This window comes from Capsulimonas corticalis, assembly GCF_003574315.2.
GTDB lineage: Bacteria > Armatimonadota > Armatimonadia > Armatimonadales > Capsulimonadaceae > Capsulimonas > Capsulimonas corticalis.
In genome coordinates this window covers 5,261,500-5,286,790 of record NZ_AP025739.1, presented here as the reverse complement: position 1 = coordinate 5,286,790, position 25,291 = coordinate 5,261,500, and the positions used below count along the sequence as shown (strand labels likewise).

Genomic DNA, 25,291 nt, shown 5'->3' with positions numbered 1-25,291 from the left:
GCTTTTTGCCTCCTTGACAAATGTCAGGTCCTATGAGATAATCTTAGCGTCAGGAAGACATGTCTTCCTGACGCTATTCAAGATTAAGCCCTCATGTAAGAAGCGCCATGCTCAAAATCAGCGACAACCGACGATTTCTCGTCCATGACGACGGGACGGCGTTCTTTTATCTGGCCGACACCGCCTGGGAAATCCTGTACCGGCTGGACCGCGAGGAAGCCGAGTTCTATCTTCAGGACCGGGTCGCGAAGAAGTTCACGGTCATTCAGACGGTGGCGCTGGTCGAGTATGGATTCGCCAAGCCCAACCGTTACGGACAGATCGCTTTGATCGACAACGATCCATTGCGGCCGAACGAAGAGTATTTTGCGTACGCCGACTGGCTGATCGCCTGCGCCAATGCATTGGGATTGACCGTCGCCTTGCTGCCGACCTGGGGCGACAAGTGGAACAAGGCGTGGGGCGCCGGTCCCGAGATCTTTACCCCGGCCAATGCCCGCGCTTATGGAGAGTGGCTGGGACGCCGTTATCGAAACGCGAACCTGATCTGGGTGCTGGGGGGCGACCGCCATATTCTCAGCGACGAGCACAAAGAGATGATCCGGGCGATGGCCGAAGGGCTGTCCGAAGGCGATGGCGGCGCGCATCTGCGGACGTTTCACCCTCCAGGCTGTCATAGTTCCGCGCAGTGGATGCATGATGAGCCTTGGCTCGACTTCAATATGTGGCAGACGGGGCATGATCGCGATCGCGCCACATACCATGATATTGCCTCGGACTACGCCCGCACGCCCGTCAAGCCCTGTCTCGATGGCGAGCCTGGCTACGAAGATCATGTCGCATCCTTCAACCCCGCCTACGGTTATCTGGACGATTACGATGTCCGTAAATCCGCCTACGGCGCGGTCTTCGCCGGCGCCTGCGGGCATACCTACGGCTGTCACGACATCTGGCAGTTCTTAAATCCCGCCTGGGAGCCGCCCGTCAACCATCCCCGCACTCCGTGGCGCGAGGCGATCCACCTGCCGGGCGCGGTTCAGATGGGGATTCTGCGTTCGCTGATGGAATCTCGACCCTACTTGACGCGCATTCCCGCGCAGTCTTTGCTCGCGAGCGACGCATCGATCGGAACCGACCATATTCAGGCGACTCAAGACTCACATGGACGCTATGCGCTGATCTACAGCGCTTCCGGTCGTCCGTTCCGTGTCCATCTGGATCGTCTCTCGGGAGAGAAGAAGACGATGCACTGGTTCGACCCGCGCACCGGCGCCGCGCGCTTCGGCGGGGTTGTTCCGCGTCAAAACCTGACGGAGTTCACACCGCCGTCCTCGGGACCGGGAAACGACTGGGTGCTCGTGATTGACGACGAGAGCTGCGGCTTTCCGGCGCCCGGATCGCCTGCTGAAATTTTGACCGCTTGACAAATCCAGGGGCCTGTGAGATAATTGCTCGTCAAGTAGACATGTCTACCTTGTGCGTAGTAATCGCCCATATTGAATTTGAATCTATTGTTATATTTGCAATTTAAAAACACCGCCCGATATTGGCGTGAGGAGGTCAATCGTTTCCATGGCGGCGACGGGTTGGGCTTTGGAGCTCCGACTCAATCTCAGTTGTTTTTCATTGCTATGTTTGCAATACAAAAAGGGAAGCTTATGGACACTATGATGTTACGACGATGGACAAAATCCATGGCGGCGTGTGCGCTGGGCATCGCCGCGCTCTTGCCGGCGTCGAAGCCGGCCGCCGCCGCGACAAGCTTCGAGCAGTCGGTTTATCTCTACAACCAGGCCTATGACCTGAATCTGAACGGGCCGGCGGGCCAGGGAACCGGCAACTGGGGATCGTATCGTTCGTGGCTCGGCGTGGCGAACCTTGGCGCCGAGGCGGATCCGGGGTGGGGACCGGGCGACTGGTACGACTGCTGCCAGCATGTCAATTGGAACAGCCCCTGGTCCACGATGCAGCAGCGATACGGCGCGAATCTTCCGACGGTCATTCTGGGAATGGGGCAGATGCCGGCCGATCCCAACGGCAACGATTCCTGGAACCAAAAACTGGCCTGGGAAGACGCGACGTGGCAGGCGGAAGCGAACAATGATCCGACGATCATGTCCTATTTCGCCAATTACGCTCAGGAAGTCAACTCCCTCGGCTTTAAGAAAGTGATCGTTCGCCTTGGCTATGAGTTCGACGGCGGCTGGAATCCATTCGGCAATCTCAACGTCATGTCGAATATGCCCAACAATTACATCGCGGCGTGGCGAAATATCGTGAACACGATGCGCGCCAACGATCCCAATCACCTCATCAAGTTCTGCTGGAATCCCACCGACGGCAACGTCCAGGTATGGGCGCCGAACTTCTATCCCGGCGACGCCTATGTCGATTATATCGGCATCGATACATACGACTATGCGTACGGCGGAGTGTATCCCGTGGGAACCACGCAGCCGACTCAGGCCCAGCGCGACTCCGCGTGGTTCAATTCGGAGCTTCCGCGAATCAATGTGTTCGCCGATCTCGCCCGCACTCACGGCAAGCCGATGGTAATCGGCGAATGGGGCCTGTGGCAGCTCAACGACGGCAGCCATCCGAGCGGCGGCGACAACACCTCGTATCTCCAGCGAATGTACAACTGGATGTCGGACCCGAATAATCACGTCGCCGCAGAGTGCTACTTTGAGGCGCCCGCGGACGGCAACAGCAGCCTATCCGGGATCTTCGGCGCCACCACCTTCCCAAAATCCGCCGCGCTTTACAAGCAGCTCTTCGGCGACGCCGGCTTTACATCCGTTCCGCCCGTTCCCGCCGGTCTGAGTGCGACGGCCGCCTCGGGCCAGGTGTCTCTCTCCTGGGACTTCACCGGCGGCGCGACCAGCTACAACATCTATCGGGGAACGACGGCGGGCGGCGAATCCGCCACCGCGATCGCGACCGGCGTCACCGCAACTTCCTATGTGAACACGGGGCTGACGAACGGAACCCGCTATTACTACAAGATCAAGGGCGTCAACTCGAAGGGCGCGAGCGCGTATTCCTCCGAAGTTAACGCGACCCCGGTCGTCCCCGCGAACTATCTCGTCAACCCCGGGTTTGAAGCCGGCAATCTCAGCGGCTGGAACATGTGGGTTGGCGGCAATAGCGGGGCGGCGTATGCGTCCAACTATACCGGCGACGCCCGCACCGGATCGTGGGGCTACACAAACTGGTCGACCAGTCCCTACGAACTGACGCTGTACCAGCAGGTGACTGTGCCGAACGGTTCGCACACCATTAGCGCCTGGGTTAAGAACAGCGGAGGCCAAGCCGCGTGCCAGATGATCGTCCAATACCACGGCGGCTCTCCGGTAACCGTCAATATCCCGGCGGCGAGCGCCTGGATAAAGATCTCCACCACGGTGAATGTCACCACTGGAACTCTGGAGGTCTCCTTCTATAGTCACGCTAGCGGCAATCAGTGGCTGAACCTCGACGATGTCGTCGTCAATTAGCTTTCTCAGATCGACGGTTGCCATCCGGGACCGCATGCCCCGGATGGCTTCTTCAAACAACTCGGTGATACGCGACACGGAAAACAAAGGAGTAACGATGAACAGACTGCAAAAAGTGGCGGCGGCGTCCGCCACGTTATTGGTAATTGCGGCCGGCCTCGCCGCGCAGCGGCCGGCGGCGGCGTTTCAGGAAGCGGTCTACACGGGCCCCGCTCCCTATGGCGTCAACCAGCTGCCGCAATATCAGACGTGGCTTGGCAGCACGGGAGTTTGGGGCGAGGACTTCGAGCCGCACTCCAACTGGGGGGATATCGAAAACTCGCAGTGGCTGTACGGCCCTTGGGGGACCTGGGAAAAGAACAACCCCAGCGGCAATCTTCTGCTGGGCGTTCCGCTCATTCCCAGCGATGGATCGACCCTGGCGGCGGGCGCGACCGGCGCTTACAACAGCCATTTCACCACCATGTGCTCGAATATGCAGGCCGCCGGCCTCACCCGCGCCATTCTTCGCATCGGCTGGGAGATGAACCTGGGCTATACGGTCTGGAACGCCGCGCAGGATCAGTCGCACTGGGTCCCGGCCTTCCAGCAGGCGGCAAATACGGTTCACGCCTACAATTCCGCCCACGGCACTTCCTACAAAGTCTGCTGGAATCCCAGCAACGGATGGGGACAGCAGGCGACGGATCAGGACTGGAACGGCCTTAGCTCGCAATATGTCGATTATATCGGGGATGACGTCTACGACGATTATCCGCATGGCGGCAACGGCTCGCAAAACGAGTACGCCAATACGTCCAGCTCCACCTACCAGCCGACCGCCGCGCAGCAGGCGTCGGCCTGGACGGATTATCAGGACAACTATGGCCTGAGCTACTACACGGGCCTGTCCCAGTCCACCGGAATTCCGCTCATCATTCCGGAATGGGGCGTTTGGGGCGTCAACGAAAGCCGCCCGGCGGGCGGCGACGATCCCTCGTTCATTCAGAACATGTACAATTGGTTCAAGGCGAACAATATCGCGATCGAGTGCTACTTTGACGTTTACGCCTCGGATGGCGATCATGACCTGTGGCCCGGCTCCAATGGATCCACCGTATCCGAGTTCCCGCAGTCGAAGGCCAAATATCTGTCGCTCTTCACGAACGGCGGCAACCCCGTCTCCACGAACTATCTGGCGAACTCCGGATTTGAAACCGGCAACCTGAACAACTGGAATATGTGGGTCGGCAGCAACGGCTCGGCCGGCTATGCCTCCAATTACGCCGGCGATGCGCACACGGGAACGTACGGATTTACGACCTGGTCTTCCAGCGCTTACGAGCTGACCCTGTACCAGCAAGTCACGGTTCCCAATGGCTCGCACACCGTCAGCGCCTGGGTGAGAAGCTCCGGCGGCCAGACCGCCTGCCAGATGCTGGTGCGATACTACAACGGAGGCAGCAGCATCACCTCGGTCAACTTCCCCACGACGAATACGTGGACGAAGATCTCCACCACGGTGAATGTCACGAGCGGAACTCTGGAGGTTTCGTTCTATAACAAATCCTCCGCGAACCAGTGGGCCAACGTAGACGACGTTGTCGTCAATTAGCCTGTCCGCCGATAGGACATAATCGGGGGCCGCCTGAAGATGAGCGTTCATCTCCAGGTGGCCCCTCGGTCGTTCGGTCAACCACGTTGGCCTCCGGAATCTTCCCGGCAAATTCCGTGCTGTTCCTGCTCTGCGATTATGTCCGCTAAGTGTTCTGCGACTTTGTCCACTTTGTGCTAGGGAGCCACCGCATGAAGCCAGGCCCTTTTTCTAACAGCGGCGGCTGGATCGCAGGGCTGAGATTTCGGTGTTTCGAGCTGAGACCTCGGAGGCTTGGGTGAGGATTGTTCGGGCTTTGCCTTCGCTGACGCGGCGGACGCAAGGCGATAATCGAGCCGCTTCTTCCCATCGTAGAGGTGAAGCTGGCCTTCGGGATTTACTCGGACACTGACTTTTTGACCTGCTAGCGAGCGGCTTCGTGAGGCAGCGGTAATCTGGTAGACTTTGCCCTCAAAACTCAGCGTGTGGTCCGCCTTGACGGTGCGCGTTTCCTGCATGCTGAAATAGTAGTCCAGATCAAAATCGGGTTCTAACACAATGAACGCCGAGTGGGGATCGGCCGCTTCGATGCCGAACTGAGCATTATGCTTAGCGATGAACGCAGGCAAAAATGCATTCGCCTGCTCCATCGTCGAGATACCCGCCAAACGCATTTCTTTGACGAGCCGGTCTTGAAAGGTGCTCCAGAGCCGCTCGATCCGCCCTTTGGCTTGCGGGGAATGGGCGGCGATGCTCTCTACGCCCAGGTCATGGAGTACTTTCTGGACATGGCTCATGGGGATCTGTCCGGCCAGTTCGTCCTCGATCGTGGCCTTTTTGGGTGATCTCAAGATGGTGTGTTTGTCATGGTAGTAGCTGGCGGGCAGGCCATACTCGATGGCAATCGCTCGGAACATCCAGAGATAACCAGCAGCATCTTCGTTCGGACGAAAATGGGCATGCAGGACATAAATGGGCATGCAGGACATGGTTGTCGGCGTCATCGATCGCACCCATTAAGCACAGGCGAGGCCCGCGTCCTTCGAGCCAATCGTGTGGAGAACCATCAATCTGCACCATCATGCCCGAGGCGGCTTTGCGCAAGCGTCGGCGACGCACCACGCCTCGCGCAGGTTTCGCTTCCTTAACCTCTGGGGGAGCTTTGGGTGAAGAAGCTTGTGCAAGGTGGAACGCCCGATCTGGATGTCATCGCTGGCGGCCAGCAAGTCGCGCGTGTGGCAAACATTGAACCCATGGTAGGGTCCGCCGGTGCTGGTGAGAGCAAGGATCCGTGTCCGCGTGTCTGGGTCGAGGATATTGTGTGGTTTTCGGCGGCGATTGCCGTGCGGGATCGCATTTACTCCCTCGGCCAGAAAGCGTTTGAGCTTACGCCGGACCTGACGAGAGGAGAGCCCAAGAAGTTCTGCGGCTCGCTCCACGGTAATCTGGTGAGCTGCCAGCCGAGTAAGCAGATCGATGGTTCTTTGTTCCGAGACAGTCAACGTCAATATCTCCATTCCTTAAGGTTCGACGAGGACATAATCGCAGAACACTTAAGGAGGACATATTCGCGGAACAGTAACACGCCGGCGCCAGAATAAATAAATAGTGCTTGACACAATGATTCACCCTTGATATAATCTGGACATACCAATACGCAAAAGCGTTTTTAGTGGCGCCATTCTGATTTGTTTTCAAAGACACTATTGCCAATCAGGAAGTGTGTCTGACGAAAGGGGGCTGTTCGAAACTATCGCCCGGATCAATTCAGCGTTGAAGTCAAGCTTAAGGAGACAGCACGAAGATGTATCGCTTTCAAATGAAGTTGGGGATCGCAAAGTGGACCGCGCCGGCGCTGGCGCTCGCTCTCATCGGAATCTCAGGGGGAATGTCCCACGCGCAGGCGCCTTCTGGAATGCGCCTGGTGTGGAGCGATGAATTTACGGGAGCGTCGTCGTCCGCCGCGCCCTATTCCGGAACCTGGAAATACGACACCGGCGCGGGCGGGTGGGGCAACAACGAGCTGGAGACATATGTCAGCTCCCTGGCCAATGCGCATATGATTTGGGACGGTACGGGAACGGACAGCCAGGCGCTGCAAATCGAGCCGCAGCAGGATGGCAACGGCCATTGGTATTCGGCGCGCATCAATACCTCGGGCCGTCATTCCTTTGGCCCCTATGGCTATTTTGAAACGCGCTGTAAATTCCCGAACGCGGGAAAAGGGTACTGGCCGGCGTTCTGGTTCCTCGGCAACAATATCGGCTCGGTCGGCTGGCCGGCGTGCGGCGAGATCGATGTGGCGGAAGAGATCAATGGACAGTGGGAGAACCACCAGAGCCTGCATATGCCCGGCTGGGACCCGACCCTGATCACCTCGCCCAACAGCTCCACGACGACCTATCATAACTACGGGGTCAACTGGCAGCCCGGCTACTGCACCTTCTATGTCGATGGAAAACAGACCGGAACCTTCTCGCGCGGCGGCGGCGGCAATTGGGTCTTTGACAACCAAACCGTGTTCATGATCCTGAACTGCGCCATCGGCGGCAACTGGCCCGGCAACCCCGACGGAAGCACGCATCCCAACGGCAATTTCGACATCGACTACGTGCGCCAGTACGAGTACTAATCGGCCAAATCGAAAATCTGGTATACTCAGGGGGCATCCTAACCACCGCGAAACCGACCGGAAAGACGCCCCTTGAGTATACCGCTCAAATTAATCACGCCCCCAGGATTCCAGCATTACGATTGCACGAGCTGCGGCGATTGCTGCCGGGGCCGCTTTGCAATTGTCGTGACGCAGGAAGACCGCGATCGGATTGAAAAGCAAGGCTGGACCGATGAACAGCTGGATCTGGGCGGCAAACCGCTGTTTACCCGGCATGGCGACGGCTACCAGCTGGCGCATCGCGCCGACGGCTCATGTGTTTTTCTAGAGAAGAATCTGTGCCGAATCCACGCGAAGTACGGTGAGCCCGCGAAACCCGTGGCGTGCCGCATGTACCCGTTTGCGTTTGTCCCGCTGGGCGACGATGTCCGCGTCGATGTCCGGTTCGATTGTCCCGCCACCGCGAAAAACCTCGGACGCCCCATCACCGCGCACCGCGCCGATCTGCAAAAGCTTATTAAGCCAGCCCTGCCGGAAGACGCGGCGGCGCTTCCGGCGCCGCCCCTCTACGGCCGCGTTCATCTCTCCTGGAGCCAGCTCGCGCGCATCACCGAAACATTCGAACGCGTGCTGCTGGATGTCTCGCTGGATATTACCCGCCGGATCACCGCCTGCGTGAACCTCGCCGCCGTGCTGCGCCACCCGCGCATCGTGAAGCTCACGGAGGAAGAGTTCGAAGAGTTTCTCGACGACGTCGCCGCCGAAGTCCAGTCCACCGCCGCCGCCGACACCCTGCGGCGCAAATCGCCCACCGGTCCAGAGCACATCGCCTTCCGCCAGCTAGCCGGCCTTTACGGGCGCTACGACCGGGTGGGGGAAAAAGCGCATCTCACCCAGCGCCTCAGCGTTTCGCTCGCGATGCTGTCCGGCAAAGGCGCCGTCCCCGCCGTGCGCGCCGGCTTCCCCGAAGTCGAATTTCAAGCTATGGAGCGCGAGACCGGCGTCCCAACCCCCGAAGCCGCTCAGGTTCTGGAGCGTTACCTCCACACCCACCTCTCCAGCATGGGATTCTTCGGCCCCGCGTTCTACGGCCGCAGCTACCTCGATGGGATCAGCGCCCTGCTCCTCACCTATCCCCTCATCTGCTGGTACGCCCGCGCCTACGCCGCCAGCGAAGACTTGCCCGCCCCCACCGCCTCCTGCATCGAACGCGCCCTCATGATCGTCGACCACCAGCACGGCGCCTCGCCCTTACTGGATATCCCTACCGAACGCTTCCGCACAAATATGCTCACCGAGCGCGGCGCCCTGCGCACGCTGGTGATCTGGTACGGGAGTTAATTTTATGGCGAGCGACGGAGCGTTATTGCTTAGCTCCAAGCAACTTTTTCAACTGGCTTAGATGACGCAAAACCTCCTGAGCGAGTATCAGCACGCAAGAATAGATCCCGAAGGCGATCAGCGCCATGGGGATCTGCCAAGCCCTTTGCCAGTGATGCGCGATATTCCCCATGATGATAATGATGCTCATTAAGCAATACCATACCGCGAGGCTGAGAAAGAGCCGACGCATTGGGAGCGGTGCGCCTTCACTCTTGAAGTTGGCAAGAATCCCTAGCGGCGGCAGCATCGCTAGAACATAAATGATATCTGGATGATGCTGATGCGGAGAAACGGGATCCGTGAGCATCAGGCCAAGACACCCTAAGACAATCGGCAGCCGTTGCACGCCGGCAATGGGATAATATTCCTCGTATGTATTTCCTGCGGCGACGACAGCTTTCGTCCAGACGCCTTCGCTCACTAGCCACACTTGGCGATCTGAGCTGAATGGGTTGAAATTTGCGGCCAAATGTTTCAGGCGCGCCAGCTCATGCTCGTAGACCGGGTTCGACTGCAATCGATTGAGCATCGGGGCAAAGGCAAAATCGCTATCGATGGCGAGGACAAGCCGCGACTTGCTGTTATCTGTAAACCAACACGAGGAGGCAACCTCATAATCTCTTTGTAAGACCCACTCATCTCCGTCAACTTCGGATTGGCTTTCGTCATATCCTTGCGTCTCCGAGAGAGGGATGACGTGTTCGGGCCAGAAGAGATTGAGCTCTTTTTCTCCGATTGTCCATCGGAACTCATCGACAAATGTCGCACGGCCGTCGCTCCCATGGTAGTAAAAATAGAGACCGTGCCCGTCCTTACAAAGCACAATTGTCGTTTCTTGCGTTGGGAACTCCGATCCGCTCCAGACGCCAATCAATTCTTCCGCACTCGCTATTATTTGTCGATCTATCCCATTCCCAGTTCCGCTTGACGTGTTCAATGTCGCTTGGCCTTTTTCTTGATTACTTTCTTCGCTGTTGTCTGCGCGGGCGTATTGTCCGCGGCGCCGATGCGGAAATACGGGCCGCTGTCGCCCGTAATCCATTTGGCGACCATTGGCGTGGAGATTGCTAACTCGCTGAAATGAGTTTGGTCGTCGATCGGGATGAAGTGGATTCGCGGATTGCTGTTTGCCGCCTCTAGCTCGTTGACCGCCGCGATGTTGGAAGGATCCGCTGTTCCTTCAATGACGTAGGTGGGACTGGTAATCGCATCCAGGAAAGATATAGGCGACCGCAGCCGATTCTCCATCTCGTTACTGGAGTCGAAAGTCAGAGACGCATCGTCATACTCGGAAGCGCGCGCAACAGGGCCGAAGGAAAACACGGCTCGAAAAAGATCGGTCGATTCATCGGCGAGCAGAACTAAAGTTCCGCCGGTGCTGTGACCGCCAAGGTAGATCCGTTTCGGGTCAACAAATGGCTGCTGGGCGAGATATTTCGCCGCCGCAAGCACGTCTTCGACTTCTCCATAGAAGGATTCGATGTAGCCAGGATTGTTGTTTCCTCCGCGCAGAGAAGGATACATCGTGACAATGCCAGCCTCTCGAAATGCGCTGGCCGATTGGTCGTTGTCCGCCTCCTGAGGCGTCCAAGGCGTATCGCCGATCCCATTGTCAAAACCGCCGGCAATCCACACAATGGCGGGATAACGCTTATCCGTTGTAGGCGGCGCGCTGATATAAGCGGGGAAATTTCCGAGAGGAGCGGGATAGTTCACCAGAGACAGCACACCGGCTGGCGGAGTCGGGACGGGATCCGTTGTCTTCTTGTTCGTCGTGAGGTGGGTGACGAAGCCCGCGCGCGCCTGTACGAGAGACGAACGCTTATGTGGGGCGGATTGCGCGGCGTGCGCCTCCTTGAACGGGGTCGCGGCAAGCGCACACAGCACGATCGTTAATATCCCTGCGTGGGAGAGGCATAATTGCGATTGAAACACATCGTTCTGGACTTTCATACGGACATTATACTTCAGTCGCGCATCCCAGCGAGGAAGCACAACGAAATCCGACATCGCATGCTCATCGGTACACCTTAAACGTCCTCATCGTCATTTTCAGAATTACTTCAGCGCGGCGGCGGCGGCGTCCTTGACCTGGAACTTCGGGCCGGTGTCGTGGATAATCCATCGGGCGAGCATCGGCGTAGAGACGGCAAGCTCGCTAAAGTGGTCTTGGAATGGGATCGGGAGGAAATGGATCAGTGGATTCGCGTTTGCCGATTGTAATTCATTCAGCGAGCGGATATTGGATGTGCCGTCCGTTCCCTCAATGATATATGTCGGCGTGCTGATCGAATCGAGGAACTCGATGGGAGAGCGAAGCCGATTCTCATTGTCATCATCGGTATCGTAAGTGAGGTTTTCCGGGCCGTAATCGGTGGCGCGCGCAACGGGGCCGCAGGAGAAGACGGCGCGAAATTGGTTCGTCGATTCGTCGGCTAACAGAGCAAGCGTCCCGCCGGTGCTGTGGCCGCCGAGATAGATGCGCTTGGGATCGACATATGGCAGCTGCGCCAGATATTTTTCCGCCGCCAGCACATCGTTGACCTCGCCGTAAAACGATTCCATATAGCCGGGATTATTGTTTCCGCCGCGTAGCGACGGATACATTGTCACGATCCCCGCTTCGGGAAACGCCCGCGCGGACTGATCGTTGCTCGGGTCCGCCGCCGCCCACGGCGTGTCGCCGATCCCATTGTCGAAACCGCCGGCCAGCCAGATGATCGCCGGATACTTGACGCCCTTTGTGTGGGGCGCGGTGATGTATGCCGGATACTTTCCCAGAGGCGCGGGATACATGACCATCGAGATTGGGGAGTACTCTGGCGGCGGCGGCGCGGGATCCGTTGTCTTTTTATGCGCGGTCAGATGTGTCGTGAATACCAAACGCGCCGCCGCAAGCGTCATCTTGTTATGATGAGCGCGCGTCACAAACCACATCACGAGAAAGACCACGGCAAACGTGACGCCTGCGATCAGGACCGGAGAGATACGGCGAGGGGGCTGAGGCGGCAGTCCGAAGTCATTCATGTGGTTTATCTACTTTAATTTCTACTTGTGCTGAAAAGATTCTTACCAATCCGTAAATTTCAACCGGCCCGCCACAAGATCGCGCGCGGGACCGGTATAGTATGGGGAGCTTGTTGTGTTGCTCCAGGTGTAACCTTCGATCTCTCCAGAGGCGTCGGCGTAGAGGCGTATCGTCCCGCTTCCAATACCGCCCGTGAAGCCGCCTTCCGGTTTTGCGCGCGTATCGGTCGGTCCATGTCCCGATGCGCTGGAATCGATAATTACCACGCGATACTGCTGTGTTCCCGGGATGACCGGCTTTTTACTCTCCATAAGCACCGGCGCTTCTCGGACAAGCATCACATGCCCCGTATCCTCAACCCCATCGCTGCTGACATGGTGATCCGTATACTTCACCGCCAGAATATCGCCCGGGCGCAAGGCGCTCATATGACGGACTTGCTTGAAACCGCGCCGGTCCACGATGGCGTCGTGATAATCGCCGGCTTCCGGATTGGTGGAATGCATCTTGTCCTGAAAGGCGTCACTGGTCCAGCCGTAAGTATGCTGTAGCAGCAGAGTCATAAAACTCGAACACACGGTTCGCGCGGCGCACTCATCCGGCGCCCAATCGATATGGCGCTTGCCGCCGCCATAAACATTTTCCTGGGCGCCCTTGAGGTTATCGACGAGCTTCTCAGCCTGCGCGAGATGCTTCGGGGGCGCTGCGATGTCGGCTTGTTCGGCAATCGCGGCAAGACTTAACAGCGACAAGCCGCAAAAGAAATACGGCGCTGAGAAACGCAGAGAGGGGCGGTGCATGACGAAGCCTCCTGTTCAGGTCATGGCGAGCTTTTATTTCTGACTTTTCAGCTTGGTGTCTACGATCTTCAGCCACTCGACCCCGCGCGGAACGCCGTCCTTGATCATCGCTTCGTAATGGCCGCCATCGCGTGCGCAGACGAAAGATACGTGTGAATTTTCGCGCTTGAGCTCGTTGGCAAATTTATCCACAGATGCGGCGGCAATCGTCCGATCGCCAAGAGACGCAAACAAAAATACGGGACAGCTGAGTTTATGAATATTCTCGGACGGAGAGGTGTGAGTAAGGAAACTGCGGATGTCGGGAATAAATTCCTGAAGGCCCGCAAGTTTCCCTCCATGCTCGGCGATTAAGTCCGTCGGCGGACAGTAAGCCAGGCAGCCGTGAATTCGGGGATTCGTGGCGGCGACGAGCAGCGCCTCCGCTCCAGCGGAGCTGTGGCCGGCGGTGTAAATTCTCATTGGATCGATTTGCGGAAGATATCGGTGAATATAATCGATCGCCGCATTCGCGTCCTCCACTCCCGCGCCGGCCCTCGCGAACGCGCGATGTGCGTCGAGTGTTTGATCCACGCTTGGGTCGTCCGGCAAACTGCCGTCCAGCGAGTAAGCCACCACCGCGAAACCGGCCCGAACGTAGAGAAAGTATTCCTGCGTATTCCCTAGATCCGCCCCATAGATTTGAGGGGTGCCGGATGGAGCAATAATAACGCAGCCGATCTTTTTGCCCGTATTCGGCGGGAGAAACACCCAAAGCGTCACGCGAGAGTTTATCGCGGTCCTCGTTTGAACCACTGAGCCGCTCATGCCCGGCTCAAATGTCGGCATCGCGGCGCTTCTCCGCGGATGCGGCTTATCTGAGATAAGCCAGAGCAATGTCAATACGGCGGCAGACAAGAGTACAATTCGAGCCGTGGAATTAATCGTCAATCTCATTTCACCTTCCATAGAGCTCGAACCAGCAACGAGATCATGGGAGCGTTATGGCAAGCGCTTTTATTTCTGACTTTTCAGTTTGGCGTCTACGATTTTCAGCCATTCGATCCCACGCGGAACGCCATCATTGATCATCGCTTCGTAATGGCCGCCATCGCGCACGCAAGCAAAGGTCACGCGCGAGTTTGTGCGCTTCAGGATCTTATCGAACCGGTAGACGTAGCCCGGTGAAACGACGGTGTCGGCCAGTGACGTGAAAAGAAAGACCGGACACGTGATCCTTTTCACATTCGTCGATGGTGAATTCTTTGTACAAAAAACGGAGATATCCGGCATTACGTCTTGCAGCGCAGAAATTTCGTCCGCGTGTTCCGCCATTAGGTCGGTCGGCGGGCAGTAGGCCAGGCAGCCCCGAATGCGTCGATCCTTGGCGGCGACGAGCAGCGCGACCGTACCGGCGGAGCTATGGCCCGCTGAATAGATTCTCTTTGGGTCGACTTGTGGAACATGGTGTACGATATAATCGATCGCCGCGCCTGCGTCCGCCACGCCCGCGCCCGCACGGGCGAAGGCGGCGTGACTGGCGGCCATTGTTGCGAGATCCTGGCTGTTCCGATCGTCGGGCGCCGGCCCGTCCAGCGAATATGCGACCACCGCGAAACCAGCGCGCACGTAGGGATAGTACTCCTCAGTATTCCCTAACTCCGAACCCCAAATTTCCGGCGTGCCTGCCGGCGCGATGATCACGCACCCGATTTTTTTGCCCGTATCCTCCGGAAGTATTACCCACAGCGTCACCGTCGAATGAACGGCAGTTTTTGTTTGGACGATCAAACCGTGCATTCCAGGCTCCAGCACAGGGGAGGACGTATCTCCCAAGGCCAGCGCCGCCGTGAGCAAAACGAGGAGAACGGCAATCAGGAGGGAATGACGAATGAGACGTATTGGATTCATAAGATGGTGACGATGCCTTACTCGGTCGGCGCGACGATCAGTCCATGCTGGCGCATGACTGCCGCCACTTTTACGGGATCGGGCGGCCCTCCCGCCGCGAGGAGAGCGGCAATGTCGCGGAAATACGCGGGACCAATGCTGGCGGGAGTGAGCACCGCCAGGGTGCGCGTTGTCGCGGCGCTTCTGTTGACAAAGTGGTGCGCCGCGCCGCGCGGGACGAAGACGCTGTCGCCGGGGCCGAGCGGGTGGGGAACGCCATCGACGGTGAACGTCAGCGTTCCCTCCAAACCGTAAATGATCTCGTCAACGTGCTCGTGGTAGTGGGCCGCCGGCACGCGCGCGCCCGGCGGCACAGTAAACTCAAACGCGCACTGGCGGCCGTCGGTGTCGTCGCCGTCGAGCAGGAATCGGATTTCCAGCTGGCCGAGCTGAAAATGCTTGTTGTGTTCCGCGGGCATTGTGCTGCCTTCCTTATAGAATGTTCCTCAGCGAGGATGCGATTCCTCACGCGAAACCGAAATGCGATTACCAGCGCAGCGTCGCCGGGAAGTATTCGGCGATCAGCTCCTCGTAGTAAGGACGCAGGGCGGCGACATCCGGCCGGACAGGCGTTTTTGAGTAGAGATCGTAGGGATTGAACTTTCGCACCCATGCAAACATCTCCTGATCTCGATCGTTCATCAGGTACATGTATGCCCCTTCGCGATGGGCGGCGTAAAAGGAGTGATACCGGATCATGTACAGACTTTCTTCCGGCATATGGTCCTTGACTACCTGATAGAGATATTCGTCGTGCCCCCAGGAGAGATGCACGTTGTCAAGACCGCAGGCAGGCTCATAAATTCCGCGAGGCGTTTGATATTCGGAAACCTGAGAGTCTGGGTTGAGCGCAAAAAATTCGGGGAAGACGACCTTATCGCTGTAAGCGCAGCCCACGGGGAATGTATCGCCGACGACGGCCCACTGTGGTTCGTCCCACAGGCAGAGGATCTTGCCAAGGTCGTGAATAAGCCCGGTGAGAATGAACCAGCGCGGATGTCCGTCGGCGCGGATCGCCTCCGCAGTCTGCATAAGATGTTCGATCTGCGTGAGGTCCGTGTCCGGATCGCTGTCATCGACGAGATTGTTGAGAAACTCCATCGCTTCCCAAATCCCCATCTTCCTTCGGCTCAAGGACAGATATTGCTCTTTTTTTCGCTGCACAAAATCGTATGTTTGGTAGGTATGGTTTAGCCGGTAGAATTCCTTGACCGTAGCCCGCGCCTCAGCGTCATAATCGCGGTAATCCTCTTTGCCTTTTGCTTCCGAACCGGTGTCCGGATCCTCATACCGCCCTTTTTGGAATTCCTCCAAAGCGTCTTCCACTTCAATCACATCCGCCATTGGGATATCCTCCTATGTCTGAAGTCCATTCACGAAGATACAGAGACGATTTATCTTACCCCCACACCTTCCGATCCCGCGCGCGATACTGGATCGCCTCCGCCACATGTCCCAACCCCAATATCCGTCGCCGCGTCGAGATCCGCCACAGTCCGCGCGAACTTGAGGATGCTGTCGTAGGCACGGACGCTCAATCTGGAACCATAGCAAATGGGATCGTTCTATCGCATTAAAGCTTGATAGCCAGCTTGTGTGATGTGCTCATCCGCCGTTAACGCTTGATGAATTCCACGCTGTTCCATTATCGTGAACGATAAACAATCCGTCAAGCCCCACTCCTTGTCTGGGCGCGTTGCATAAAGGAGAAGTGCGGCTTCGTAAAGATCAATGGTCAAATCGACAATTTCTATACGTGGATCGTTTGATAACGCGGAGAGAATCACGGCGGCAATTTTGCGATGTTGAATTTTCGAGAGCGAATTGCCAATCTCAAGAAGGACACCTTGCGATGTAATGAGGCTTGGATTGGCATCTACAATCATTGTGCGTAGATCTAAGGCAATGTGATGATGATTATCCTTAGGCGTGGAGAGAGCGATAATATAAGACGTGTCAAGAAAGACTTTATTCTGAAGAGTCGCGCTTGTCGCCATAAAGATAGTGCTCCAAATTTTCCGACCAATCCTCGGGACCATCTAAGTTTGCAGCAAGGCAAACCGCCAAGAAATCATTGGCTGCTGGGACGTCAACCGTTTCAATCGTCACACGAACGATCGTGTTGGGAGCCAAGTCAAGCTGCTCGTCCAGTTTCAGGGACGACGCGCCATCAAAGGTCGCATTCAATGTTCGAGTCATAATTGCCCTCCATACCGCATTTTACTCTAATTATCCCCACAACTTCCGATCCAGCGCCCGGTACTGGATCGCCTCCGCCACATGTCCCAGCCCAATATCCTTGGCCCCATCCAAGTCCGCCACCGTTCGCGCTAGTTTCAAGATACGGTCGTAGGCGCGGGCGCTCAGACCAAGCTGGGAAATGGCCGCTCTGAGCAGATCTTTGACTTCTTTATCGACGGCGCAGTACTCCTTGAGTTGTTTGCTGGCCATACTGGCGTTGTTTTGCAGGTCGGTGCCGGTGAAGCGCTGCTTTTGCAGATCGCGGGCGGCGATGATGCGGCTGCGGATCGTTGCGCTGGTTTCGCCGGTTCCGGAGCTTTGCAGCATTTCGTCCTGAGGCAGGCGCGGGACTTCGATGTGGATGTCGATGCGGTCGAGCAGAGGGCCGGAAATGCGCTGGAGGTACTTGGCGATCATTTGCGGGGAGCAGGTGCAGCTTTTGATGGTGTCGCCGAAGTAGCCGCATGGGCAGGGGTTCATCGCCGCCACGAGCATCAGGCGTGCCGGGTAGGTCATGGTGCCGGCGATACGGGCAATGGTGACGTGGCCGTCTTCGAGCGGCTGTCTCAGGACTTCGAGGACATCTCTTCGGAATTCGGGCAACTCATCTAAGAATAAGACTCCGTGGTGGGAGAGGGAGACTTCGCCGGGACGCGGGTTGCTGCCGCCGCCGGCGAGGGCGGCGGTGGAGATCGAGTGGTGCGGACTGCGGAAGGGGCGCTTGGTCACCAAAGCTGTGTGCGTGCCGAGCAGGCCGGAGACGCTATAAATTTTGGTGATATCAAGCGCTTCATCGAGATTGAGCGGCGGCAGAATGGTCGGCAGGCGGCGTGCGAGCATCGTCTTGCCCGATCCTGGTGGACCGACTAGGAGAATATTATGGCCGCCTGCCGCAGCAACTTCCAAGGCGCGCTTGACGTGCTCCTGACCCTTGACATCGGCGAAGTCGATATCGTAGTGCTGGTCGGCGTTCAGGAGACCGACGGGATCGGCGGGCAAGGGCGCGGTTTTTTCGAAATCGTTGAGCAGCGCGACGACTTCGGCGAGTGTTTTGACAGGATAGATATCGACATCGCCGACGACGGCGGCCTCGCGCGCATTGGCCTCGGGAACGACGAGAAACTTCTTCTTCTCCGCCTTGGCGCGAATGGCGATGGGGAGGATACCTGCGACGGGGCTGACGCCGCCATCGAGCGCAAGTTCGCCGATGAATAAACCCTTATCCAGATGATCCGTGGAGACTTGTCCGGTTGCGGCAAGCAGGCCAATCGCAATGGGAAGATCGAAAGACGGGCCTTGCTTCTTAATATCGGCTGGGGCGAGATTGATCGTGATCCGCCGCAGGGGAAATTCATATCCCGTATTACGGATAGCGCTGCGAACCCGCTCGCGCGATTCCTGCACGGCGGCGTCCGGCAGGCCAACGATGGCGAACATGGGTATCGTCGAGGAAATATCCACTTCGACACGAACAACGTAGGCGTCTATACCAAGAGTGGCGGCGGAGTCGACTTGAGCGAGCATGGGCGTCCCTTTTGACAACGAAACTGACGTTCGTCACGTCAGTCAATTGCCTGCTTGTTCGGTAGGCAGCGAATACTTTCCTGCTGTCATCTTGGATGAGCACTCTCAGAGTTGTGACGAATCCGGAACGTGTCGAAAAAAGCTCTTGGTGAAGACCTTACTCAAAGCGTCGTCACCAGGCAAGTCATTTTACTATATTTCCATCCAATCCAATAATTATCGATTTCCGCTCTTCATCACCAGACCGACAATTACTATGCATACGCCAACGATGATGGTGAAGGCTAATTGCCAAGGCGTCAGACCGGATGGGATGGCCCAGTCTCGTTCTGGATTTGCGGGGTCATAGTAGATCGTTACCTTGTCCCCGATTCGATAGGAGCTGGGCTGCTCCAAGGTGATGGTTACCTGTGTCGAGTCGGTCGTGGGGAATTGAATCACGGCGACTTTGTAAGCGCCGAAATAGGTGCTCACTTGGTTCTGACCAACGACTTGTCCCACAGCGCTATTCATCCCAAGCGTCGCCCCGGATTGTTGCTGTCGATTACAAACGCCAACAACGACGATGATAACGCCGATCACAATCAGCCCGAACTTGATTACGGACATGTCCCGTTCCCCCTCTCCGCGCCTCACATAGACTCTAGCATAACCTCACTTTACTTCGCATGGGCCATCGTACCTACGCGCGGGAAGGGGAAATGTGGTCGGCGGATTTTTGGATCGGCTGAGTGGAGGGAAAGAGTCGGTAAAGCGCCAATAGGCGGTCATGAATAAATTTGCTGTTTTGCTGGCCGTGAGTCCGTTCGCGTGTGGCTGCGCGCAGGGAGCAATTCCCGGGGTGACATTGTATGTCAGCCCTCATGGCAATGACGCTTGGACGGGGAGGTTGGCGGAGCCGAACAAAGGGGCGACGGATGGGCCGTTGGGGACGATTGAGAGCGCGCGAAATCATCTGAGGCTTTTGCGGAAGCAGGGCGCGCTGGCGGGGAAAGCGGCGACGGTGCAGGTGCGGGGAGGCGTGTACTTCCTCACGTCGCCGCTGACTTTGACGCCGGAGGATTCGGGGACGCGTGACGCCCCCGTGGTCTTTGAAGCCTTTCCTGGCGAGAAACCGGTCCTGAGCGGCGGTCGACGCGTTACGGGCTGGCGCAAAGGCGTTGACGGTTTTTGGACGACCTCTCTTCCGAAAGCGAACGCTCCGTGGGATTTCCGGCAGTTCTTCGTCAACGGCGCGCGGCGTCCTCGACCAAGCTTGCCTTCCGGCGGAGGATATTATCTGATCGCCGCGGATGCGCCGTCCACGCGTCCCAAGCAAGGATTTGATGGTTTTGTCTCTCAAGCCGGGGATCTCAACGCGCACTGGCGCAATCTTTCCGATGTCGATGTGCTGTGTTACCACATCTGGAGCATGTCTCGGATGCGAATCGCGTCGATGGACGAACTGACGAATAGGGTGCGTTTCACGGGGCCGACATGCAGTACGGATTATTGGGCTGGGCTGCAAAAGGGCAATCGATTTCGCGTGGAGAATGTTTTTGAGGCGTTGCCCAAAGAGCCCGGAAGCTGGTATCTGGACAAGGCTGCGGGGACCGTGACCTACCATCCGCTGCCAGGAGAAAACCTCCGCGCATTTGCGCCGATCGTCCCGCGTCTTACCGAGCTTGTGCGGTTTGCGGGAGACACGGACAAAAAGCAGTGGGTGAGCGGCGTCACGCTGCGCGGTATCACCTTCGAAGACGCCGACTGGACACTCGCGGCGGAGGGCTACTCGTGCAGTCAGGCCGAAATGCAGCAGCCTGCCGTCGTCACTGCTGTTGGGACGCGTGACTGCCAGCTGGAAAACTGCGAGATCGCGCACGTGGGAACTTACGCCGTCGAATGGGGCAGGGCCTGCCGCAACAACTCTCTGATCGGCTGCCGGCTGCACGATCTGGGCGCGGGCGGAGTGAAGATCGGAGAAGGGGAAATTCGTCCCGACGGAGATGGTGTCACGCGCGATAACCGCGTGGAAAACTGCCGTATTTACGATGGGGGCATGGTGCACCCTGCAGCGATTGGGGTCTGGATTGGGCAAAGTCCGGGTAACAAAATCCTGCACAACGACATCTATAACCTGGGCTATACCGGCGTCTCCGTCGGCTGGACCTGGGGGTATGGACCGGCGGCGGCGCAGAATACGCAAGTGTCATACAATGCGATCCACGATATTGGACGCGGCGTTCTGAGCGACATGGGCGGGATCTACACGCTCGGCAATCAGCAGGGGAGCGTAGTCTCTCATAATCTGGTCCATGACGTGCAATCGTTTTCTTATGGCGGGTGGGGGATCTATCTGGACGAAGGCTCGACGGGCCTTCGCGTGATGGACAACATCGTCTACGGATGCAAAGCGGAGGGCTTTCATCAGCATTACGGCAAAGACAATGTTATCGAAAACAACATTTTCGCTTGCAACCAGGAGGCGCAGTTGGCCCGGACCCGCGCCGAGGATCATCTGTCGTTTACGTTCCGCAAAAACATCGTGTACTGCGAGCAGGGAGATTTTTTAAACGGCAACTGGACGGGACAGCAGTTTGTTATGGACGATAACTTGTATTGGCGCCGCAGCGGCGCCGCGAAATTTGCGGGCGCCTCATTCGCAGATTGGCAAAAGAGCGAGCATGACACCCATTCCCTGCTCGCCGACCCGCTCTTCGCCAACCCACAAAAGGAGGACTTTCGACTTTCGCCGAGCTCTCCCGCGATCTCGCTGGGAATCCAGCCGATCGATCTCGTCGGAGTCGGTGCGGCAAAGCCATTGCATAAAAAAGAGCGCTCCCGGTGAAGGGAGCGCCAAAAAGGAGAAACGGAGAAACTCCCAACTCTATTATCGGCGGGGGACGATAAAACTTTAGGGCGTTCGCGAAAGGATTGGCGCTGCTTGTTTATTTCGCCATGCCGTCCGCAAGGGCGGCGAGCGGATTGGCGGGTGGGGAGGCGAGATCGCGCTGTTCGATCGAGTCGCGGCGGGCGTCGAGCACAAAGCCGTCCCAGGGCTTGCCTTTGACATTCGCGGTGATTTCGTCCGCCAGGAACTGCGCGCTGTCATCACGGCCTGGCGGGATCACGTAGAGGGCGATCCGGGACTGAGCCTTGGCCTGAGCGAGACGGTCGCCCAGCCTGCGGTAATCCGGAGATACGGCCAAATAGGCGTCGCTGTGGTAAACCGGGAGCGCGCTTTGCGGACTGTCCCAGCTTCCGTACCAGCCCGTTCCGCCGCCGTTATAGCCGTCCTGCTGCAAAAAGATCGTCAACGCTTTCACGCCGGCCGCCGCGCGAGTGGACTGAAGCAGGAGCGCAAGGATGTCGTGTTTTGCGCGATTACGAAAAGTGCGCCAGCGCGTATCCTGAAATTCTGAGACCTGCATTGTGTCATCCTTGCGCAGGTAGCGGTCAATACCGACAAACGCATTCGGCCAGATATCGAGCGGATCCTCGTGCGCCGAACGCAGAAAACCGAGGCGCAGATCTTCCGTATAGCCAAGATCGGGGATTTCGGGCGTGTTTTGCGTGTCCGAGACGCGATAGCCCGGCGTATCCGTCTGCCTCCATACCAAATCGGAAACGCCTTTCACAGCGGCCAAATGCGCCAGCAGCGCGGTCACAGTCGACTGGACCTCGGGGCTGCTTGGCTGCACGAAGAGCCGGTCTGGAAATGGCGGCGCCACCCGTGTTCCGTCGTCGGTTTCTTCCGTGCGATCGTTATAAATGCGCATCTGGCGCGCATCGGCTTCCTGCGAATCGTCGCCGTGGAGGTTGCGGTCCCTCGCCGCCTCGGGAGCGTCTTTACCCCACAGATAGAGATCGAGTGCGGGGACGACACGAACGCCGGCTTTCGGCCCAACTCGCAGCGCTTCCGTAAGAATATCCGGCTCTTTCGAATTTTTTGAGGCGCCTAGATGGGATTTGCCCTCGGAAAAAACGTCCAGCCACAACTCATTCAGTCCGATCGTATGCATGGACGCAATCAGATCGTCCACTTCCGCCGGCGTCCTGGGCTGCGCCAGCACCGCCCGGCGCCCGATACCGGCGATGACCGCTGCAAGCGGCGCTCTGGGCGACTCTGGCGCGCGCCGCGCCGGAGCGGGCGGAGCAGGCTCGGCGTTGTCCGGCGAAGCGGGGGTGGAGGATGCGGGAAACAGCGCGTTCAGAAACAGAATGGCGTTGATCGGGACGCTGCCGTCTAACCCGGGCGCGGTGAGGTAGACGACGGGATTGACGCGCACGGTGATGTCATCCTGATTGACCGGCGGAGAAGCCGGCGGCGTGGGTTTCACATATTTGGCGATCAGATCTCTCTGGCGGAGAACATCTCGCTTTTGAGCGGGCGAAAGCTCCTTGTATTTGACGGTGATTTCGCTGGGGTAGCCTTGTTTGGGATGCAGGAGATTGTGGAGCTGGTCGGCGGGAACGCCGACGTCGTCGGTGACGACTTTCAAATCGTCCACAAACCGCGTTTCCGGATCGCGCTTGGACAGCGCGTCTTTCATTTCGTCACGCTGCCGGCCGACAAGCGTTTCCACTTCATACCAACGCCGCCACAGCACGACGCGTCCCAATCGGTTGTCGGTCAGTACATAAGCGGCGCCGACTTTTCGATAGGTCCCAGCAGTGGCGTACGCCAGCGCCTTCAGCAGCCCCTCGGCGGATGCGGTTCGGCGGCTCCCTATCAGAGCGACGCTCTTCTTCTCCAGCAATCGGTCGGCGTAAAGCTCCAAACCGGTCGCCCAGCCAATTCTGATGACCAGTTCGCCCACGGTTTGGACGCCGTCCACCAAAACCTGCGTTTTCAACGCCCCCAACGACCAATCCAGATCGGATTCTTTCAGCGTGTTCGTCCGGCGCTCGCGAACAGGAATGCCATAAAGCGTCTCTTTGGAGCTTGCGTCCGAAGATGGCTGCACAAAGTGGTAGATGGGAGGAGCGCCGGCGGCGGCGAAATCACCCCCAAACCCATATTGCTGTCCGTTCACCGGCGCGATGAGATCGGATTTCAGCCCCAAATGCAGTTTTGCCGCAGGAACGCGATCGGTGAAGTCCAGCATCCCCGGCGGGCTGTCCGAAAAATCGTAGCCTGGGGCGATCCGCACTTTGCCCTTTGGGAACAGCGCCATAAAGAGTGAACGCTGGGCGTCCGTCGTCAGGTCGGTCAGGCCAAGGCCGGCGGCTCCGGTCAGCAAGCGCCATTGGTCGTCGGTGATGTTTCCAAGAAGAAACGGCAGGATTGTCTGCGGGTCCATGTCCTCAAACGGGTTCGGATCCGCCGGATTCTCGTTGTAGCGAAAGATGCCGGCAGGTCCGATGGCGCGCACGTCGTCGAAGAGATCGTCGGCCATCCCATAAGCACTCGCGACCTGGCCAACCGTGTCGTGGGCGTCCGCCGGCGGACTTCCCTTCGGCGGCTCGATCTTTTCGCCGTCCACGATGAGAGTCGCGTGAGAGTCGGCTTCCGCTTGAGAAAGCGCCGTCAGGAGCGTCGGTGGATGCGTCGTGGCGTCTGGAGCGCATCTCGCCGCCGGGGACATGCCCAATAGGGCGGCAATCGTGAAAACCGTCAGGGGAAAAAGTGGTCGCATGGATCGTCGTGATCTTCCTACGGATTTCGTCTCGTCAGACGGACTTTTCGTTCAGGAATGCTGGATAGAGCGGAAGTTCGCCTGCGCCTTCCGGCCAGCGTTTGCGCAGCGCGTCGGCCAGGCGTTCACACCACGCGGCGAACGCGTCGAAAGCAGCGGCGCGGCGGGTCGTGGCTACGCATACTTCGAGGATGGCGACCAATTGCCGCTTGCGGGAGCGCGCAGGGGCCGGTTGCGACCAGTCTGGCGGCAGCGCAAGCCAGATATTCCTGTCCGGGCCGACGTCCATCTTTGGCAGCCGCGCCAGCCGGACGATCGTCCACGCAGCTACCGCCGCCGCCATGCCTTGTTCATAGCGGCGATCGTCCTGCGCCAACGCGCAAGCCAGCGCGAGTTCCGTACGGTACGTCATCTCCATCGAAAGCGCGATCTCTTGCGGCAGGCGCCAGGGCGGAGCGCCCGTCGGAGAGAGGAAGCGCAGGACGGTGGCGTCAGCCAGCGCGTGCCGAAAACACGCCTCCTCAAAGTCGAAGAACCGGACTGCTCCAGGAAAGATCTTGCAGTTAACGGCGGAAGGATCGCCACTGGACAATGCCAGGCTGCCGTCCGAATCCGCGAGGATCTGGGCAATCGCTTCGATATCGCCGTCCACGCCGTTTGGGGTGGGGAGGCCAAGCTGCGCGACGGCGGCCCACACCTGCCGCCAGTGCTCCGCGACCGGGACTCCGACAATAGGCAGCGCGGGTGAAAGAGTTTCCAGACGCCTCGCTGTCCGCATGGCAGTATCCCCAGTCCACGCGCGAAGGCAATAGAGCCAAGCCGTGCCGCTTCTGCATCCGTCCCGAGCAGCAGATCCAGCAGGGAAGGGCGGTTTCCAAGATCTTCGGTGACAAGAAAACCCGCATCACCGCCGCCCGCCAGGAGACAAGGCGCAAGTGAGCCGTCGATTTTCGTCAGATATTGCAGCGCCGCGCATTCGCGATCCAGCCCGGTTCGTCCCGATCGCGCGGAGTCCTCTCGCGGAATACGCACGATCGCGGTCTCGGGTATCTTGACGGATGACGACGATTCCAGTGAACACCGA

The 25,291-nt window shown here is 58.2% G+C and carries 24 protein-coding genes; 7 read left to right on the top strand and 17 right to left on the bottom strand.

Annotation, left to right across the window (positions count from 1 at the left end; all coding sequences use genetic code 11):
- Positions 1-107 precede the first annotated feature (107 nt).
- The 3 genes from D5261_RS22700 to D5261_RS22690 all read left to right on the top strand — a co-directional run bounded on the left by D5261_RS22700 (position 108) and on the right by D5261_RS22690 (position 5,091).
- A complete protein-coding gene (locus tag D5261_RS22700; protein WP_174721504.1) occupies positions 108-1,424 on the top strand; it encodes a glycoside hydrolase family 140 protein in 1,317 nt (438 codons plus the stop codon).
- Positions 1,425-1,667: 243 nt separating this feature from the next.
- Positions 1,668-3,497 carry a glycosyl hydrolase gene (locus tag D5261_RS22695; RefSeq protein WP_165864670.1) on the top strand — a complete coding sequence of 610 codons (1,830 nt, stop codon included), beginning with the start codon at positions 1,668-1,670 and terminating at the stop codon, positions 3,495-3,497.
- A gap of 97 nt (positions 3,498-3,594) precedes the next feature.
- Complete coding sequence (locus D5261_RS22690) at positions 3,595-5,091, top strand: carbohydrate binding domain-containing protein (RefSeq protein WP_165864671.1); 1,497 nt, start codon at positions 3,595-3,597, stop codon at positions 5,089-5,091.
- 176 nt (positions 5,092-5,267) lie between these two features.
- Here D5261_RS22690 and D5261_RS22685 read toward each other — a convergent pair whose 3' ends face one another.
- Both D5261_RS22685 and D5261_RS33525 read right to left on the bottom strand, forming a co-directional pair.
- Positions 5,268-6,074 carry a hypothetical protein gene (locus D5261_RS22685; RefSeq protein ID WP_301002149.1) on the bottom strand — a complete coding sequence of 269 codons (807 nt, stop codon included), beginning with the start codon at positions 6,072-6,074 and terminating at the stop codon, positions 5,268-5,270.
- A 75-nt stretch (positions 6,075-6,149) separates the two neighbouring features.
- Complete coding sequence (locus D5261_RS33525; RefSeq protein ID WP_354673114.1) at positions 6,150-6,587, bottom strand: helix-turn-helix domain-containing protein; 438 nt, start codon at positions 6,585-6,587, stop codon at positions 6,150-6,152.
- A 287-nt stretch (positions 6,588-6,874) separates the two neighbouring features.
- On the opposite strand from D5261_RS33525, the gene D5261_RS22675 reads away from it, so the two are divergent.
- Both D5261_RS22675 and D5261_RS22670 read left to right on the top strand, forming a co-directional pair.
- Positions 6,875-7,702: a glycoside hydrolase family 16 protein gene (locus tag D5261_RS22675; RefSeq protein ID WP_119321889.1), complete on the top strand. Its 828-nt coding sequence runs from the start codon at positions 6,875-6,877 to the stop codon at positions 7,700-7,702.
- A gap of 72 nt (positions 7,703-7,774) precedes the next feature.
- Positions 7,775-9,025, top strand: coding sequence for a YkgJ family cysteine cluster protein (locus D5261_RS22670; protein ID WP_119321890.1), 1,251 nt, complete (start codon positions 7,775-7,777; stop codon positions 9,023-9,025).
- A gap of 22 nt (positions 9,026-9,047) precedes the next feature.
- Here the strand turns inward: D5261_RS22670 and D5261_RS22665 are convergent, their stop codons facing one another.
- The 13 genes from D5261_RS22665 to D5261_RS22610 all read right to left on the bottom strand — a co-directional run bounded on the left by D5261_RS22665 (position 9,048) and on the right by D5261_RS22610 (position 19,198).
- Positions 9,048-10,004 (bottom strand): hypothetical protein, encoded by a 957-nt coding sequence (locus D5261_RS22665; protein ID WP_125206026.1) that lies wholly within the window; start codon positions 10,002-10,004, stop codon positions 9,048-9,050.
- Entirely contained in the window at positions 10,001-11,077 is a 1,077-nt protein-coding gene (locus D5261_RS22660; protein WP_218025612.1) for an alpha/beta hydrolase family protein, read from the bottom strand. Before D5261_RS22660 ends, D5261_RS22665 begins: the two co-directional genes overlap by 4 nt.
- A 48-nt stretch (positions 11,078-11,125) precedes the next feature.
- Positions 11,126-12,094 carry an alpha/beta hydrolase family protein gene (locus D5261_RS22655; RefSeq protein WP_218025613.1) on the bottom strand — a complete coding sequence of 323 codons (969 nt, stop codon included), beginning with the start codon at positions 12,092-12,094 and terminating at the stop codon, positions 11,126-11,128.
- A gap of 42 nt (positions 12,095-12,136) precedes the next feature.
- On the bottom strand, positions 12,137-12,895 hold the full coding sequence (locus D5261_RS22650; RefSeq protein WP_119321892.1) for a hypothetical protein: 759 nt from the start codon (positions 12,893-12,895) through the stop codon (positions 12,137-12,139).
- A 33-nt stretch (positions 12,896-12,928) separates the two neighbouring features.
- A complete protein-coding gene (locus D5261_RS22645; protein WP_165864259.1) occupies positions 12,929-13,723 on the bottom strand; it encodes an alpha/beta hydrolase family protein in 795 nt (264 codons plus the stop codon).
- Between the two features lie 168 nt (positions 13,724-13,891).
- Positions 13,892-14,785, bottom strand: coding sequence for an alpha/beta hydrolase family protein (locus D5261_RS22640; RefSeq protein WP_119321894.1), 894 nt, complete (start codon positions 14,783-14,785; stop codon positions 13,892-13,894).
- 17 nt (positions 14,786-14,802) lie between these two features.
- Entirely contained in the window at positions 14,803-15,243 is a 441-nt protein-coding gene (locus tag D5261_RS22635) for a cupin domain-containing protein (protein ID WP_119321895.1), read from the bottom strand.
- Positions 15,244-15,310: 67 nt separating this feature from the next.
- Complete coding sequence (locus tag D5261_RS22630) at positions 15,311-16,168, bottom strand: inositol oxygenase family protein (protein ID WP_119321896.1); 858 nt, start codon at positions 16,166-16,168, stop codon at positions 15,311-15,313.
- A 50-nt stretch (positions 16,169-16,218) separates the two neighbouring features.
- Positions 16,219-16,362, bottom strand: coding sequence for a magnesium chelatase subunit ChlI family protein (locus D5261_RS33520; RefSeq protein ID WP_218025614.1), 144 nt, complete (start codon positions 16,360-16,362; stop codon positions 16,219-16,221).
- 27 nt (positions 16,363-16,389) lie between these two features.
- Complete coding sequence (locus D5261_RS22625) at positions 16,390-16,821, bottom strand: type II toxin-antitoxin system VapC family toxin (RefSeq protein ID WP_119322217.1); 432 nt, start codon at positions 16,819-16,821, stop codon at positions 16,390-16,392.
- Positions 16,793-17,023 carry a hypothetical protein gene (locus tag D5261_RS22620; RefSeq protein WP_125206027.1) on the bottom strand — a complete coding sequence of 77 codons (231 nt, stop codon included), beginning with the start codon at positions 17,021-17,023 and terminating at the stop codon, positions 16,793-16,795. Before D5261_RS22620 ends, D5261_RS22625 begins: the two co-directional genes overlap by 29 nt.
- A gap of 30 nt (positions 17,024-17,053) precedes the next feature.
- On the bottom strand, positions 17,054-18,589 hold the full coding sequence (locus D5261_RS22615; protein WP_119321897.1) for a YifB family Mg chelatase-like AAA ATPase: 1,536 nt from the start codon (positions 18,587-18,589) through the stop codon (positions 17,054-17,056).
- A gap of 216 nt (positions 18,590-18,805) precedes the next feature.
- Positions 18,806-19,198 carry a DUF3592 domain-containing protein gene (locus D5261_RS22610; protein WP_119321898.1) on the bottom strand — a complete coding sequence of 131 codons (393 nt, stop codon included), beginning with the start codon at positions 19,196-19,198 and terminating at the stop codon, positions 18,806-18,808.
- A gap of 160 nt (positions 19,199-19,358) precedes the next feature.
- Between D5261_RS22610 and D5261_RS22605 the strand changes: the two genes are divergently transcribed.
- Positions 19,359-21,416, top strand: coding sequence for a right-handed parallel beta-helix repeat-containing protein (locus D5261_RS22605; protein WP_119321899.1), 2,058 nt, complete (start codon positions 19,359-19,361; stop codon positions 21,414-21,416).
- Positions 21,417-21,516: 100 nt separating this feature from the next.
- Here D5261_RS22605 and D5261_RS22600 read toward each other — a convergent pair whose 3' ends face one another.
- Both D5261_RS22600 and D5261_RS22595 read right to left on the bottom strand, forming a co-directional pair.
- Positions 21,517-24,207 (bottom strand): hypothetical protein, encoded by a 2,691-nt coding sequence (locus tag D5261_RS22600; RefSeq protein WP_119321900.1) that lies wholly within the window; start codon positions 24,205-24,207, stop codon positions 21,517-21,519.
- Positions 24,208-24,241: 34 nt separating this feature from the next.
- Entirely contained in the window at positions 24,242-24,985 is a 744-nt protein-coding gene (locus D5261_RS22595; RefSeq protein ID WP_125206028.1) for a hypothetical protein, read from the bottom strand.
- Here D5261_RS22595 and D5261_RS22590 point away from each other — a divergent pair.
- Complete coding sequence (locus tag D5261_RS22590; protein WP_119321902.1) at positions 24,952-25,146, top strand: hypothetical protein; 195 nt, start codon at positions 24,952-24,954, stop codon at positions 25,144-25,146. The genes D5261_RS22595 and D5261_RS22590 overlap by 34 nt on opposite strands.
- The last annotated feature ends 145 nt before the right edge of the window (positions 25,147-25,291 follow it).